The organism is Micromonospora costi, assembly GCF_003626655.1.
Lineage (GTDB): Bacteria > Actinomycetota > Actinomycetes > Mycobacteriales > Micromonosporaceae > Micromonospora > Micromonospora costi.
Genome location: NZ_RBAN01000011.1, coordinates 14,400 through 29,488, shown reverse-complemented (window position 1 = coordinate 29,488; position 15,089 = coordinate 14,400). Strand labels below are relative to the sequence as shown.

The following is a 15,089-nucleotide window of genomic DNA, read 5'->3' as shown; positions in this document are numbered from 1 at the left end:
CCGGCCGGGCGGCACGACAGGGCGGGATCGCCCACGCGCCTGCGCCGTGCCGATGGCGGTCCGGCGCTAGGGTCGGGACGATGCGGACCAAACAGGCTCTGGCCGAGGCCATCCGGCGCGACCGCCGTGCGGTCCTGGTCGTCAACGCCCATTCGCGCCGGGGCCGACACCTCTACGAGCGGGCCTGCGCGCTGCTGGCGGCGGCCGGGTTCGACCTGCTCGCAAACCACCCCGTCGAGCGGGTCGAGGACCTCGAGTCGACCCTCGCGGCGGCCGCCGACCTCGGGCCGGACCTGTTCATCACCGGCGGCGGCGACGGCACCCTCAGCGCCGCGGCCCGCCTGCTCGCCCACCGCGACATGGCGCTCGGGCTGCTGCCGCTGGGCACCACCAACAACTTCGCGCGTACCGTCGGCGTCCCGCTCCGGCTCGACCAGGCCGTCGACGTCCTCACCGAGGGCACGGTGGTGGACGTCGACCTGGGGCTCGCCGGTGACACGCCGTTCACGAACCACGTCGGGATCGGCCTGTCCGCCGACGTCATGCTCACCACGCCGCCGCGCCTGAAGCGTGTCACGGGCCGGGTCGCGTACCCGCTCACCGCCCTGGCCCTGCTGACCCGGCACCGTCCGCTGCGGGCCACGATCCGCGCCGCCGGCGCCGAGCACACGTACGTCACCCGCCAGCTGTACGTGGCCAACGGCGGCTTCCACGCCGGACGGCCCATCACGGCCGACGCCGATGCCGACGACCGGCTGCTGGTCGCGTACCCGGTCGGCGGCCCGACCCGCCGCGGCCTGCTGCGCGACACGGTCCGCAACGCGACGACCGGCCATCGCCGGACGTTGCACGAGGAGCCGTTCCTCGCCGTCGGTGAACTGTGGCTGGAGACCGACCGGCCGGCCCCCGTCGAGGTGGACGGTGAGCTGCGCGGCCGGACGCCGATCCGGGTGGGCCTCGCCGCTAACGCGTTGCGCGTGATGGCGCCCGCCGGCACCGTGGACCGCTAGGCCGGCCATTGCGCGCCGAAATCTGGTTATTGCCAACCGATTAACGGCGTATGACGATTGTCAGGGGGGCCATTCCCACAAGGAGGTTCTTCATGACCGAAGTAACTCAGGCCCCGGACGTCCGCACCTATCCACTGGGAAAGAGCCGTCCTCCGCTCGCCGTCGCGGACCTGCCCGAACCGGAAGAGGTTTTCGGCGTACGCCGGCTCGGTCTCCCGCAGTTGTTCAAGTACGCGCTCGGGCCGAGCCTGATCGCCCTCGGCATCTCGATCGGCAGCGGCGAATGGCTGCTCGGGCCCCAGGCGGTGGGTCAGTTCGGTTTCGTCGGCGTCGGCTGGGTGATCCTGATCTCGGCCGTGCTCCAGACGTTCTACAACGTCGAGTCGTCCCGGTACGTGATGGCCACGGGCGAGGCCCCGGTCGTCGGCTGGGGGCGGGTGCCGCCCGGCTACCTGCTGTGGGTGCCGGTGGCCGTGTTCCTGGTCATCTTCGCGTTCATCGCCGGCGGGTGGGCCGCGTCCGCCGGCCAGGGCCTGTACGCGCTCGTCCACGGCGAGGTGCCGCCGGCCGGCGCCGAGGAGCCGAGACTCTGGGCGATCGCGCTGCTGGCGCTGGTGTTCCTCATGACCGCGGCCGCCCGGCGGATCAGTCGCACCCTGGAGCTGGCCAACTGGGTGATGGTCGGCACCATCCTGCTCGCGCTGCTGGTCATCACGCTGCTCGTGGTGCCGGGCAGCCTGTGGTGGGAGGGCATCCGTGGGTTCGTCACCCCTGCCGCGCCACCGGAGGGCATCACCGCGACCCAGCTCGGCGGGCTCGCCGGTTTCACCGCGCTGGCGTCCGGCCTCAACTGGTACGTGATGGGCCACTACCGGGACAAGGGCTACGGCATGGGCTACCGCACCGGCTACATCTCCGGGTTGCGCGGGGACCGGCGGGAACTGCTCGCCAACGGTGTCACGTTCCCCGACGACGCGGCCAACGCCGGCCGCTGGAAGCGGTGGTACCGGCTGCTGCTCACCGACATGTGGGGCATCTTCTTCGTCGGCGCGATGCTCGGCATGCTGCTGCCCACGATCCTCATGGCGCAGGCCGTCGAGCTGTCCGGTGAGACGCCCACCACGGCCACCGTGCCCACGTTCGTCGCGGCCGCGCTCGAAGCCGAGTACGGCCGGGGGATGTTCTACCTGATGCTGGTGGTCGGGGTGCTGATCCTCTTCAGCACGCAACTGGGCATCTTCGAGGGCATGGTGCGGGTGACGACCGACGCCGCGCACGCCACCAGCCCACGCCTGCGGCGCCTCCTGGAGGGCGACCCCCGCCGGTTCTACTACCCGTTCATGCTCCTGCTGCTGGGGATCATCGCGGTGGTCCTGCACCTCGCGCTGCCCGTCAGTCTCGTGCAGTGGTCGGCGAACATGTCCAATCTGGGCGCGCTGATCTTCCCGTTCATGCTGATCTACCTGAACCGGCGGTTGCCCCGCGCCGCCCGTCCCCGGTGGTGGCACCACGTACTGCTCGTCATAAATGTGATCTTCTTCGGGTTCTTCTTCGTCAACTTCATCGCCGATTTCATCGGCGATCCGCTGGTCACGTTCTGATTCCCATCTTTCCGCGACCGCCCCCTCCCGCCGGGAATCGCGGGAGGGGGCGATTCCTCGTGCCCGGCAACGATCGTTTCCGCTCACCGGAGAAGATCGGTGACGGGACGCCCCCGGATGGACGCGTCGAGGAGCTGGGCGGTGTGCGCCACCGCGAGGGCGCCGCCGAGCCGCCGCGCGGCGGCAGCGATCTGCATGAGGCAGCCGGGATTGGCGGTGACGAGAAGGTCGGCACCGGTGGCGAGGACGTCGCGGGCCTTGCGCTCGCCGAGCTGCCCCGCGGGCTCCGGGTGCAACACGTTCCACACCCCGGCCGACCCGCAGCAGATCTCCGGGTCGGCGATTTCCCGCAGCTCCAGTCCGGGGACGCCGCGCAGCAGCTCGCGCGGCTGAGCCCGGATCCCCTGGGCATGCGCCAGGTGGCAGGCGTCGTGGTAGGCCACGGTCAGCGGCAGCGGATGCCGCGGGGCGACCGGCCCCAACTCCGCCAGCAGCTCGGACAGGTCACGCACCCCGCCGGCGAAGGCCGCGGCCCGCTCGGCGTACGCCGGGTCGTCGCGGAGCAGGTCGCCGTACTCCTTGAGCGACGAGCCGCAGCCCGCCGCGTTGACGACGAACCGGTCGATCCCCGCGCCGTCGAAGGCGTCGATCAGGGCCCGGGCGAACCGCCGCGCCTCGGCCCGCCGGCCGTTGTGGACGCTCAGGGCGCCACAGCACCCCTGCCGCTGCGGCAGGACGACCACGTCGCAGCCCTCGGCGGCGAGGACGCGGGCGGTGGCCGCGTTCACCTCGGGGAAGAACGCGCGCTGCACGCAGCCGGTCAGCATGCCCACGGTGGCCCGCCGCCGGCCCTGCGCGGGGATCCGCGCCGGCAGGCGGGTGGCGCGCCCGATCCGGGGGGCCAGCGCGTCCAGCGCGGCGAGGGTCGGCGCCAGTCGGGGAAGCAGGCCGCTGCGCCGGACCACTGCCCGCAGGCCGCTCGCCCGGTACGCGCGCAGCGGCCCGCGCAGCAGGCGCAGCCGGCGCGGGTACGGGAAGAGCGAGAAGACGGCGCCGCGCAGCGCCCGCTCCCGCCGCGGCCGGGGATGACGGCGTTCCACCTGCTGGCGCGTGTCCTCGATGAGCCGGTCGTAGCGGACGCCCGACGGGCACGCGGTCACGCACGCCATGCAGCCCAGGCAACGGTCGACGTGGCTCACCATCGAGGCGGTCATCGGCTCGCCGTCGAGCCCCTGCTTCATCAGGTGGATCCGCCCGCGCGGCGAGTCCATCTCCTCGCCCCACAGCACGTACGTGGGGCAGGTGGGCAGGCAGAAGCCGCAGTGGACGCAGTCGTCGACCAGGTCCCGTCGCGGCGGGTGGTCGCCGTCGAAGGCTGGCCCCGCGGGCCCGCCCACCACCGGCCCTAGCACGTCCCGCGGCGCGTCGCCCATCCTCAGATCCCTCCCACGAAGCGGCCCGGCGCGAAGCGCCCGTCGGGGTCGAACTGCGCCTTGACCCGGCGCATCAGGTCGAGGCCGTTCACGGGCCCCCACAGGTCGACCCGCTCGCGCACCGGTGGGGGCGCCGTCAGCACGACGGCGTGCCCGCCGAGGCCCGCCGTGGCGGCGCGCAGGTCCGCGACGACGCTGGCGACGGCGTCGGGCGCGGCGGCGCCGGGCAGGCCGCCGTGGAGCACGCCGGTGCCGGCCGAGCCGCGGACGGCCAGGGGCACCCCGTGCCGCCGGCCGGCCTCGGCGGCGGCCGCGAGCAGCCGCGGCACGCCGGAGAGGGCGGCGGTGAGCCTGAGCCCCACGTCCCCGGTCCCCCACGGGTACGCGCACCACCACGGCGGCGGCTCGTCGGAGACGGTGGCGCCGCCGAGCAGCCGCCCGGTCGTGTCGGCCCGTTCCCGCACCCCACGCGGCGTGCCCTCCAGCAGCACGGCGACCTCGACGCCGCCGTCGGGCGTCGTGTCGACCTCGAGCGCGCTCGGCACCACCTGTGCGGCGAGGACGGCGGCGGCGAGACGTCCGGCCTCGGCGGCGTCGACCGCCCGCCGGCACAGGAAGGCGCGCGCCGCGGGGACCGGGTGCAGCCGGAACGCGCACTCGGTGACCAGCCCGAGCGTGCCGTACGCCCCGGTGAGCAGCTTGCCGAGGTCGTAACCGGCGACATTCTTGACCACCGTGCCGCCGGCCCGGGCCACCGTCCCGTCGGGACGGACCATCGTGACGCCGATCAGCAGGTCCCGCACGGTGCCGTAGCGCATGCGCCGCGGCCCGCTGGTGTTCGTGGCGACGACACCGCCGACGGTGGCCGACCCGCCGGGCGGCAGCGGAGCGTCGAGGGCGAGCTGCTGGCCCGCGGGCGCCAGCTTGGCCTGGAGTTCGGCCAGTGGGGTGCCGGCCCGGACCACGACGACGAGATCACCGGCCGCGTGCGCGACCACGCCGGCGAGCCGGCGGGTGTGCAGCAGCAGGTCCAGCCGCCGGGGCGGGTTACCCCAGGTCTGTTTGCCGCCGCTTCCGCTGACAGTCACGGCGAGGTTCCGGGCCGCGGCGACCGTCAGCAGCGCGGCCGCCTCCGCGGTGGAGCCGGGCGCGGCGACGTACCGGGGCGCGACGCCGGCCACCGCGTCGGTGTCGCCGGCCAGCCGGACGATGTCCTCGCCGCCGGCGTCGGCGGCCGCGCGGAGAGCGTCGAGGACGTCGTCGGGCATCAGAACACCACCGCGAGGCCGGCCTCCTGGAGCGGGTGGACGCCCCGGCGGCGGCCGGGCGCCTCGCCGCACAGCCGGGGGGTCGGAAAGACCTTGCCGGGGTTGGCGAGCCCCCGCGGGTCGAAGGCGCAGCGGAGCAACTGCATGGTGTCGAGGTCGTCGTCGCCGTACATGCGCGGCAGGTAGCTCACCTTGTCCACGCCCACGCCGTGCTCGCCGGTGATCGAGCCGCCGTGCGCGATGCAGATGTCGAGGATCGCCCCGGACACCTCCTCCGCCCGCTCGGCCTGGCCGGGGACGGCGTCGTCGAACAGGACCAGCGGGTGCAGGTTCCCGTCGCCGGCGTGGAAGACGTTGGCGACCCGTACACCGCGCTCGGCGGACATCTCCGCGATGCGGCGCAGCACCTCGGGCAGCGCGGTGCGGGGAATGACGCCGTCCTGGACGATGTAGTCCGGGCTGATCCGCCCGACGGCGGCGAAGGCCGACTTGCGTCCCTTCCAGATCAGCGCCCGCTCGCCGTCGTCGGCCGCGACCCGGATCTCCGTGGCGCCGTGGTCGCGGCACAGCCGCTCGACGTCGGCGAACTGGGCGTCGACCTCGGCGGCCGGGCCGTCCAGCTCGACGATCAGCACCGCCCCCGCTCCGGGTGGGTAGCCGCACCGCACGGCCGCCTCGGCCGCCTCGATGGCGAGCGCGTCCATCATCTCGATGGCGGCGGGAACCACGCCCGCGCCGATGATCGCCGAGGTCGCGGCGCCGGCGGCGTCCGTGCCCGTGAAGCCGGCCAGCAGCGTCCGCACCGACTCCGGCGAGCGGGTGAGCCGCACCGTGACCTCGGTGGTGATGCCGAGCGTCCCCTCCGAACCGACGAACGCGCCGAGCAGGTCGTAGCCGGGCGCGTCGGGCGCGCGCCCGCCGAGGCGTACCAGGTCGCCGTCGGGGGTGACGATCTCCAGCCCGGTCACGTGGTTGGTGGTGAAGCCGTACTTGAGGCAGTGCGCGCCGCCGGAGTTCTCCGCGACGTTGCCGCCGATGGAGCAGACCTGCTGGCTCGACGGGTCCGGCGCGTAGTGGTAGCCGTACGGGGCGGCGGCCCGGCTGACGTGCAGGTTGATCACGCCCGGTTCGACGACGGCCCGCTCGTCGAGGGGGGCGACCTCGCGGATCGCGCGCATCTGCGAGGTGACGACCAGCACCCCGTCGGCGTGCGGCAGCGCGCCGCCGGACAGGCCGGTGCCGGAGCCGCGTGCCACGAAGGGCACGCCGGCGTCGACGCATGCCCTGACGGTCGCCGCGCACTCGGCGGCGGTGCGGGGCAGGGCCACGAGGGCCGGGACCACCCGGTACTGGGCGAGGCCGTCGCACTCGTAGGTGCGCAGCTCCTGCCGGTCGCTGATCACCTGGTCCTCGCCGAGCGCGGCCCGCAGCACCGCGACGAGGGCGGGGATGTCCGTCGTGGTCACCGTCGACCTCCCGTCGCGGCGTCGGTCGTCAGGGCATGCGCTCGTACGCGGGCAGGGTCAGGAAGTCCACGAAGTCGTCGGCTACGGCGACCTCCATGAACAGGGCCCGAGCGGGGGCCAGGTCGGCCGGGTCGCCGGAAAGTTTCGCCAGCTCCTCGTCGGCGAGGCGCTCGACGAGGGCGCGGTCCACCTTCTCACCGGTGTCGTCGAGGGTGACGCCGCCGTGCAGCCACTGCCACACCTGCGACCGGGAGATCTCGGCCGTGGCGGCGTCCTCCATGAGGTTGAAGATGGCGACGGCGCCGGTGCCGCGCAGCCAGCTCGCCAGGTACTGGACGCCGACGCTGATGGCGTTGCGCAGGCCCGCCTCGGTCCGCCGCCCGCGCGTGCTCCGCACGTCCAGCAGCTGGGCGGCGGTGACGCGGACGTCGTCGCGGGTGCGGTCGAGCTGGTGGGGCCGGTCGCCGAGGACCGCGTCGAACACCTCCCGGCAGACCGGCACGAGGTCGGGGTGTGCCACCCAGGAGCCGTCGAAGCCGTCGCCGGCCTCGCGGGTCTTGTCCTCGCGTACCTTGGCCAGCGCGGTCTCGTTGACCTCCGGGTCCCGCCGGCTCGGGATGAAGGCGGCCATGCCGCCGATCGCGTGCGCGCCGCGGCGGTGGCAGGTGCGGACCAGCAGTTCGGTGTAGGCCCGCATGAACGGTGCGGTCATGGTGACCGCGTTGCGGTCGGGCAGCAGGAAGTCGGCGCCGCGGGTGCGGAACTTCTTGATGACGCTGAACATGAAGTCCCACCGCCCGGCGTTGAGGCCGGCCGAGTGCTCCCGAAGCTCGTAGAGGATCTCCTCCATCTCGAACGCCGCCGGGTACGTCTCGATGAGCACCGTCGCGCGGATCGTCCCCCGGGGGATGCCGAGCCGCTCCTGGGCGAACAGGAAGACGTCGTTCCAGAGCCGCGCCTCCTGGTGGCTCTCCATCTTGGGCAGGTAGAAGTAGGGGCCGCTGCCGCGGTCGAGCTGCCGTCGCGCGCAGTGGAAGAGGTAGAGGCCGAAGTCGACGAGGCTGCCGGAAGCGCGTTCGCCGTCGACGAGGATGTGCTTCTCGGTGAGGTGCCAGCCGCGCGGGCGGACCACGATGGTCGCCAGCTCACCGTCGCCGAGGGCGTAGCGCCTTCCGTCGGGCGAGGTGAAGGTCAGCGTCCGGTCGACGGCGTCGCGCAGGGTGAGCTGGCCGCCGACCACGTTCTCCCACAGCGGGGTGTTGGCGTCCTCGAGGTCGGCGAGCCACACCTTCGCCCCGGAGGTGAGCGCGTTGATCGTCATCTTCGGGTCGGTCGGCCCGGTGATCTCCACCCGTCGGTCGACGAGACCCGGCGCGGGCGGGGCGACGGCCCAGTCGCCCTCGCGGACGTGCCGGGTGTCGGGCAGGAAGTCCAGCGACTCCCCCGCGGCCAGCGCGGCCTCGCGGTCGGCGCGGCGGGCGAGCAGATCACGGCGGCGGGCGTCGAAGGCGCGGTGCAGCTCGGCGAGGAAGCCGAGAGCCTGCGGGGTGAGGATCTCCTCGTAGCGGTCGTGCCGGGGACCGGTGACCACGACACCGTCGGGTGGCTGCATGGCGGGCTCCTCACCGTGATGCGATCGAATAGATCCACGGGAATTGCTGCCGTCGACTCTAGTGGCCGCGCCGCCGAACCGCGAGGGGCGGACGCGGCCGGGTCAGCCGGTGGCGACCGGCACGGACGCGGTGAGCGCCCAGTCGTGGCTGATGTCCGCAGCCGTACGCAGGAGCTTCGGCAGGTGCTCCTCGAGCAGCGTCTCCACCGGGGTCTCGGCGGCGTGCACGGTCACGTTGATGGCGGCCACGACCCGCCCGTCGCCGTCGCGTACGCCCGTGGCGACCGACCGGATGCCCGGCGCGAGGTCCTGGTCGGCCAGCGCCCAGCCCTTGGCCCGCACCTCGCGCAGCGCGGCGTCCAGCTCACCCGGCGACGGCTGCCAGCGCGCCGTGATGCCCGAGCGCGACGGCTCGGCGAGCACGCCGGCCAGCGCGGCCGGGGGCAGCGCCGCGAGCAGCACCTTCCCCATGGACGTGGCCGCGGCCGGGAAGCGGGTGCCGATCGTGACGGCGAGCGTGACGATCTTGGGTACGGCGACCCGGGCGACGTAGACGATGTCGCTGCCGTCGAGCTGCGCCATCGACGTCGACTCGTGGGTCTGCGCCACGAGCTTCTCCATGTGGGGGCGGGCGACGTCCCACATGTTCAGCGCGTTGACGTACGCCATGCCCAGGTCGAGGACGCGGGGCGTGAGGGCGTACCCGCGGTCGGCGGCGCGGACGTAGCCCAGCGACTCGAGCGTGATGAGGATGCGACGGACCGTGGGCCGGGCCAGGCCGGTGGCCGCGGCGAGATCACTGAGCGTCGTGGCGGGGCAGCCCGGGCGGAAGGAGCGCAGGACGTCGAGGCCGCGGGCCAGCGCCTCGATGAAGTCCGGTCCGGCGCCCCTTCCGTTGTCACTCATGCCCTAATGCTTCCATTGCGCCGAGCCGGCATCCCACTCGGTGTACTGGTACGGATTCTCGAGGATCTTCGTCTCGGGGATGTCCGGGTTCATGCCGCGCTGCCAGGCCTCCTCGCCGAGGGTGTCCCGCAGGTGCGCCACGGTGGCCTCCACCCGGGCCCGGGCGGCGGCGAGGTCGACGCCGACGAGCCTGCCGTCCCGCTTGACGACCCGGCCGCCCACCAGCACGGTGTGCACGTCGCCGCGCTGGGCCTGGAACGCGACGTGGCCGTACGGGTGCAGGATCGGGAACATCACGGGCGAGGCATCGTTCTTGAGCAGCACGATGTCGGCCTGGCGGCCCGGGGTGAGGGCGCCGATCGACGAGTCCATGCCGAGGGCGCGGGCGCCGCCCCGGGTGGCCCACTCCACGACCTGCTCGGCGCGCAGGTGGCAGTGGGTGATGGTGTCCTGCTTGGCGTGCGCCTCCAGGTGCTCGCGGGAGCGGTCGGCGCCGAGCGTCGTACGCATGGCGGAGAAGAGGTCGCCGCTCCACCACACGCTCGTGTCCATGGACAGCGACACCGGGATGTCGTGGTGGCGCAGCTGCCAGGTGGGCGGGTAGCCCTGCCCGGCGCTCTGCTCGCTCTCGGTGGACACGGAGACGCTTCCGCCGGTGGCGGCGATCCGGTTGTACGAGTCGTGGGTCAGCGTGGCCGCGTGCACGTAGACGGTCGAGGGCGTCATGAAACCGTGCTCGTGCATGAGGCGGATGCCGTCGTCGTTGGTGGCGCCCCAGACGCCGGCGTGGGTGGTGACGGCGACGCCGAGATCCCGGGCGACCTCGAAGGCGGCCTTCTCGGGGAACGTGGGGTCGCCGGTCACGTCGAAGGCCATCTGGAAGCCGGCGAGCCTGCCGCCGTCGACGCGGCGGCGGTGGAAGTCCCGGAACTCCGGCGAGGTGGCCCACTCCCACGGGCCCTGCTGGATGTTGCCGTACGCGAGGACGAACCGTCCGGGCACCGCCTCCAGGGCATCGACGGCGGCGTCGGCGTGGTCGGGTGTCTGGAGGCCGTGCGACCAGTCGACGGTGGTGGTGACGCCGGCGTCGACGGCCTCGATCGCGGCGAGCAGGTTGCCCGCGTACACGTCCTCGGGCCGGAAGAGCCTGCCGGATTCGAGGTAGTACCAGACGAAGTACTGGGTCAGGGTCCAGTCGGCGCCGTACCCGCGCATGGCGGTCTGCCACATGTGCCGGTGGGTGTCGACCATGCCGGGCATGACGATGCCGCCGGTGGCGTCGATCTCCAGGGCGCCCTCGGGCGCGGTGAGGCCGGTGCCGACCTCCGCGATCCGGTCGCCGACGACCAGCACGTCGGCGCGGGGCAGCACCGTGTGCGCGTCGTCCATGGTGAGAACCAGGCCGTTACGGAGGAGCACCGGCCGGTCGGTTGCGCTCATCGCCACCCATCCTTTCCGGGTACAGATCTCCGGACTGTTGTCCGCTGTGCGGGCACTCCCGGGTGGCGCAAGTGTGGTCCCGGTCACCGGCCGTGTCAATACCCGCGTTTCCGCGCAGTGAAGACGCCGTTGACACGCCACGGTCGGGGCGCGAAGCTGTGGTGGCGGACGGATGTCCGCAGGACGGACGGAGATATGGTGCACCACTCGTCGGGGCCGTTGGCCGGCCTCCTCGTCGCGGACTTCTCCCGGATCCTCGCGGGCCCCTACGCGACGATGCTCCTGGCCGATCTCGGCGCGGACGTCGTCAAGGTGGAGAGCCCAGGCGGTGACGACACCCGCACCTGGATGCCGCCGACCCGCGAGGGCGTCTCGACGTACTACCTCGGCATCAACCGCAACAAGCGGTCTGTCGCCCTCGACCTCAAGGACCCGGACGACCTCGCGGCCGCGCGGGAGCTGGCCCGTCGCGCCGACGTGATGATCGAGAACTTCCGCCCCGGCGGCCTGGCCCGGTTCGGCCTGGACTACGACACCGTCGCCGCCGGCAACGAGAGGATCGTGTACGCGAGCATCAGCGGTTTCGGCACCGGCGCGGGCGCCGACTACCCCGGCTACGACCTGATGGTGCAGGCCATCTCCGGCCTCATGAGCCTCACCGGTGACCCGGACGGCCCGCCGTACCGGGCCGGCATCTCCGTCTTCGACGTGATGGCGGGGCTCCACGCAAGCATCGGCATCCTCGCCGCGCTGCACCGCCGCGGGGCCGGCGGGCGCGGCCAGCACGTCGAGGTGAACCTGCTCAGCTCCGCGCTGTCCGGGCTCGTCAACCACTCCAGCGGCTACGTGGCGGGCGGCACGGTGCCCTTCCGGATGGGCAACGCGCACCCGAGCCTCTTCCCGTACGAGCCGCTGCCCACCGCCGACGGCGAGTTGATCGTCATCGCCGGCAACGACGGGCAGTTCCGCAAGCTCTGCCAGGTGCTCGGGCTGCCCGACCTGCCCGACGACCCCCGCTTCGGCCGCAACCAGGACCGCACCGCCAACCGGGAGCAGTTGCGACCGCTGCTCGTGGAGCGGCTCGGGAAGCGGACGAAGGACGAGTGGTTCCGGGACCTGCTCGCCGCCGGGGTGCCGTGCGCGCCCATCAACACCATCGATGGCGGGGTCGCCCTCGCCGCGGAGCTGGGCCTGGACCCCGTCGTCACCGTCGGCGACGTGCCCGGCGTCCGCAACCCCATCACGTTCTCCGACACCCCGGCCCGGTACGAGCTGCCGCCGCCCGGGCTCGACGAACACGGCGAGGAGATCCGCGCGTGGCTGAGGAGCTGACCTTCCCGACCGGCATCGGCACGTCCGATCCGACCACCATCTCGCTGCTGGGCCAGGACCTGGCCGGCGATCTGATGGGCACGGTCGGGTTCGGTGAGCTGGCGTACTGGCTGGTGGCCGGCCGCCGCCCCACCCGGGGCGAGGTACGCGTCTTCGAGGCGGTCCTCGTGGCGCTCGCCGACCACGGCTTCACCCCGACCGCCATCGCGGCGCGACTCACGTACGTGTCCGCGCCCGAGGCGTTGCAGGGTGCGCTCGCGGCCGGTCTGCTCGGCGGCGGGTCCCGCTTCCTCGGCGTGACCGAGGACTGTGGACGGTTCCTCGCCGACACCCTCGCGCAGGCCGGCGAGGTGACCGACTACGACGCCCTCGCACTCGACACGGTGACCCGGGCCCGCCGGGAGCGGCGGCTCGTCCCGGGGCTCGGCCACCCCGTCCACAAGGAGCAGGACCCGCGTACGCCGGCGCTGATCCGCATCGCGGACGAGGAGGGCCTGCGTGGGCCGCACCTGCGGCTGTTCGAGGCGATCGGCCGCGTGCACCCGCAGGTGCTCGGCCGCACGCTGCCGCTCAACGGCGCCGGCGTCTGCGGCGCGGCGCTCGCCGACCTCGGTCTCCCGGTCGACCTGCTGCGCGGCTTCGCCCTGCTGGCCCGCGCCGCGGGGCTGCTCGGCCACCTCGCCGAGGAGCGGCGCCGGCCCCTCGGCATGCGGATCTACCAGACGGTCGACCGCAACGCCGTCTACGAACCCTGAGCCTCCCCCACCCCCGGAAGGAGCGGCCATGGCCACCGTCGTCGCGGTCATCGCCTCCACCCACCACCCCTTCTACTACCGGGCCAGCACCGCGACCGGCGAGGACCGGCCGCCGTTCGCCGACGAGTGGACCCGCAAGATCCTCGCCTTCCGCGAGACCCTGACGCGGGCCAACCCCGACGTGCTGGTGATGGTCGGCTCCGACCACTTCCACCAGCTCTGGCTCGACAACATGCCGCAGTTCCTGGTCGGCAAGGCGCCCTTCTACGACGCGAACTGGTACAACGAGGAACGCGAGTTCGGCCTGCCGCGGATGCTGCTCACGGGCCAGGAGGACCTGTCGGCGCACATCCTGCGGGCGGGCCTGGACGCCGGGTTCGACCTTGCGTTCAGCAACGAGCTGCGGATCGACCACAGCATCACCTGCCCGATCGTCACGCTGCGCCCCGAGGCGGACCTGCCGATCGTGCCGATCTACACGAACATCTTCGCGCCGCCGCTGCCGCAGCCGAAACGCTTCGTCCAGCTCGGGCAGGCGATCCGGGAGATCGTCGAGCAGTGGCCGTCGCACCTGCGCGTGGCGATCATCGGCACCGGCCACCTGTCGCTGGAGCTGGGCGGGCCGCGGCAGTTCGGGCCGCACGGGCCGGACCCGGAGTTCGACCGGCGGGCCGTCGAGTGGATCGCCACCGGCGACCTGGACGGGTGCCTGCGCGAGGTCACCCTGGACAGCCTGCACGCCCCGGGCAACGCCACCCACGGCTTCATGGACTTCATGCTCATGATGGGCGTGGCCGGAGCCGGCGCCAAGGCCGACCACGTCGACACCCTCGACCTGTTCCACACCATGGAGGCCTACTTCACCTGGTACCCGAACGGAGCGCCGGCATGAGCAGGTACCTGCTGAACAAGTTCCTCTACACGGTGGACCGGGACCCGGAGCTGGTCGAGCGCTACCGGAGCGAGCCGCGCGAGCTGGTGGCCTGGTGGGAGGCCGAGCGCGCCAACGCGGTGCTCAACTGCCACACCGGGGAGGCGAGCACCTGGCTGCGCTTCGACGAGGCCGAACGCGAGGCGTTGGCCACCCACGACCACGTGAAGCTCTTCGAGCTGGGCGCGCACCCGTTCCTGACGCTCACACTGTTCATCGCGATGTTCGAGCGGGACAACACCGAGCCGCTGGAGTACCAGAAGTACTACGGAGCCCGGCTGGCCCACTTCGCCCTGCCGTACCCGGACATCGCCACGTGATCCGCGCGGCGCTGCTCACGGCCTGCGGCGCTCCGCCCGTCCTCGGCGAGCGGCCGCCTCCCGTGCCGGGTGCCGGCGAGGTGCTGGTCACGGTCGACGCCGTGCCCATCACGCCGCTCGACCTGCTCTGCGCCTCCGGCACCAGCTACTTCGGCACACCGGCGACCCCGTACGTGCCGGGTGTGCAGGGTGTCGGCCGCCTCGCCGGCGGCGAGGCGGTGTGGTTCGGCACGTCGGCCGGTATGCGGTCGGGCGCCGACGGCGGGATGGCCGCCACTGTGGCCGTACCGGCCGCCGACGTGGTGGCGCTGCCGGCCGGCGTGCCGCTGAGGCTCATGGCCGCCCTCGGGTTGTCCGCCGTCGCCGCGCACGCGGCCCTCACCGTCGCCGGCGGCCTGGTGCCCGGCGAGCGGGTCGTCGTGCTCGGCGCGGGCGGCGTGGTCGGTCAGGCGGCCGTCCAGCTCGCCCGGCTCGGTGGCGCGCGCCGCGTGGTGGCGGTGGCCCGTTCGGCCGCGGCCCAGGAGCGCGCGGAGGAGCTGGGCGCGGACGCGGCCGTCCCGCTGCTCCCGGACGACGACGTCGCCGCGCTGGCCGACCGGCTGCGACGGGCCACGGACGGTCCGGTGGACCTCGTGCTCGACCCGGTCTTCGGCACCCCGGCCGCGGCCGCGTTACGGGTGCTGCGTCCGGGCGGCCGGCTGGTGAACCTCGGCAGTTCGGCGGGCGCGACGGCGCCGGTCGAGTCGGCGGTGCTGCGCAGCGGGTCGCTGCGGCTGATCGGCTACACCAACAACGCGCTCTCCACACGGGAGCGTGCCGCGTCGATCGCCGTCGTGGCGGGTCACGCGGCGGCCGGCCGGCTCACCGTCGACCACGAGGTGGTGCCGTTCGCGGACGTGGCGGACGCCTGGTCCCGGCAGGCCGCGGGCAGGACCAGGGGACGGGTGGTCCTCGTCCTCTAAGTCCGTCCGTGTAGCTAACCTTCCTTGACGATTCATAGATGTGTAGCTAAGTT

General features: G+C 73.2%; 13 protein-coding genes. 7 read left to right on the top strand and 6 right to left on the bottom strand.

Features of this window, described 5'->3' with window-relative positions; genetic code table 11:
- Positions 1-80 precede the first annotated feature (80 nt).
- On the top strand, positions 81-1,010 hold the full coding sequence (locus D7193_RS31775; protein ID WP_120783373.1) for a diacylglycerol/lipid kinase family protein: 930 nt from the start codon (positions 81-83) through the stop codon (positions 1,008-1,010).
- A 92-nt stretch (positions 1,011-1,102) separates the two neighbouring features.
- Positions 1,103-2,611 (top strand): Nramp family divalent metal transporter, encoded by a 1,509-nt coding sequence (locus D7193_RS31770; RefSeq protein WP_120783372.1) that lies wholly within the window; start codon positions 1,103-1,105, stop codon positions 2,609-2,611.
- Positions 2,612-2,694: 83 nt separating this feature from the next.
- Here D7193_RS31770 and D7193_RS31765 read toward each other — a convergent pair whose 3' ends face one another.
- From D7193_RS31765 to D7193_RS31740, 6 genes are all read right to left on the bottom strand, one after another.
- A complete protein-coding gene (locus D7193_RS31765) occupies positions 2,695-4,044 on the bottom strand; it encodes a (Fe-S)-binding protein (RefSeq protein WP_120783371.1) in 1,350 nt (449 codons plus the stop codon).
- 2 nt (positions 4,045-4,046) lie between these two features.
- A complete protein-coding gene (locus D7193_RS31760) occupies positions 4,047-5,312 on the bottom strand; it encodes an FAD-binding oxidoreductase (protein ID WP_120783370.1) in 1,266 nt (421 codons plus the stop codon).
- The gene (locus D7193_RS31755; RefSeq protein WP_120783369.1) at positions 5,312-6,778 is read right to left on the bottom strand and encodes an FAD-linked oxidase C-terminal domain-containing protein; all 1,467 of its coding nucleotides are present in this window, start codon (positions 6,776-6,778) and stop codon (positions 5,312-5,314) included. Before D7193_RS31755 ends, D7193_RS31760 begins: the two co-directional genes overlap by 1 nt.
- 28 nt (positions 6,779-6,806) lie before the next feature.
- Positions 6,807-8,390, bottom strand: a complete 1,584-nt coding sequence (gene aceB / locus D7193_RS31750; RefSeq protein WP_120783368.1) for a malate synthase A — start codon at positions 8,388-8,390, stop codon at positions 6,807-6,809.
- A gap of 102 nt (positions 8,391-8,492) precedes the next feature.
- Positions 8,493-9,296, bottom strand: a complete 804-nt coding sequence (locus D7193_RS31745; protein WP_120783367.1) for an IclR family transcriptional regulator domain-containing protein — start codon at positions 9,294-9,296, stop codon at positions 8,493-8,495.
- A 3-nt stretch (positions 9,297-9,299) separates the two neighbouring features.
- Complete coding sequence (locus tag D7193_RS31740; RefSeq protein WP_120783366.1) at positions 9,300-10,736, bottom strand: amidohydrolase family protein; 1,437 nt, start codon at positions 10,734-10,736, stop codon at positions 9,300-9,302.
- A gap of 195 nt (positions 10,737-10,931) precedes the next feature.
- Here D7193_RS31740 and D7193_RS31735 point away from each other — a divergent pair, with 195 nt between their 5' ends.
- The 5 genes from D7193_RS31735 to D7193_RS31715 are packed head-to-tail and all read left to right on the top strand — an operon-like array spanning position 10,932 to position 15,036.
- Positions 10,932-12,068: a CaiB/BaiF CoA transferase family protein gene (locus D7193_RS31735; RefSeq protein ID WP_120783365.1), complete on the top strand. Its 1,137-nt coding sequence runs from the start codon at positions 10,932-10,934 to the stop codon at positions 12,066-12,068.
- Positions 12,053-12,823 (top strand): citryl-CoA lyase, encoded by a 771-nt coding sequence (locus D7193_RS31730; RefSeq protein WP_120783364.1) that lies wholly within the window; start codon positions 12,053-12,055, stop codon positions 12,821-12,823. Before D7193_RS31735 ends, D7193_RS31730 begins: the two co-directional genes overlap by 16 nt.
- Before the next feature lie 28 nt (positions 12,824-12,851).
- Positions 12,852-13,715, top strand: a complete 864-nt coding sequence (locus tag D7193_RS31725; RefSeq protein WP_120783363.1) for a DODA-type extradiol aromatic ring-opening family dioxygenase — start codon at positions 12,852-12,854, stop codon at positions 13,713-13,715.
- A complete protein-coding gene (locus tag D7193_RS31720; protein ID WP_120783362.1) occupies positions 13,712-14,074 on the top strand; it encodes a hypothetical protein in 363 nt (120 codons plus the stop codon). Before D7193_RS31725 ends, D7193_RS31720 begins: the two co-directional genes overlap by 4 nt.
- Positions 14,071-15,036 (top strand): quinone oxidoreductase family protein, encoded by a 966-nt coding sequence (locus D7193_RS31715; protein ID WP_120783361.1) that lies wholly within the window; start codon positions 14,071-14,073, stop codon positions 15,034-15,036. Before D7193_RS31720 ends, D7193_RS31715 begins: the two co-directional genes overlap by 4 nt.
- Positions 15,037-15,089 lie beyond the last annotated feature (53 nt).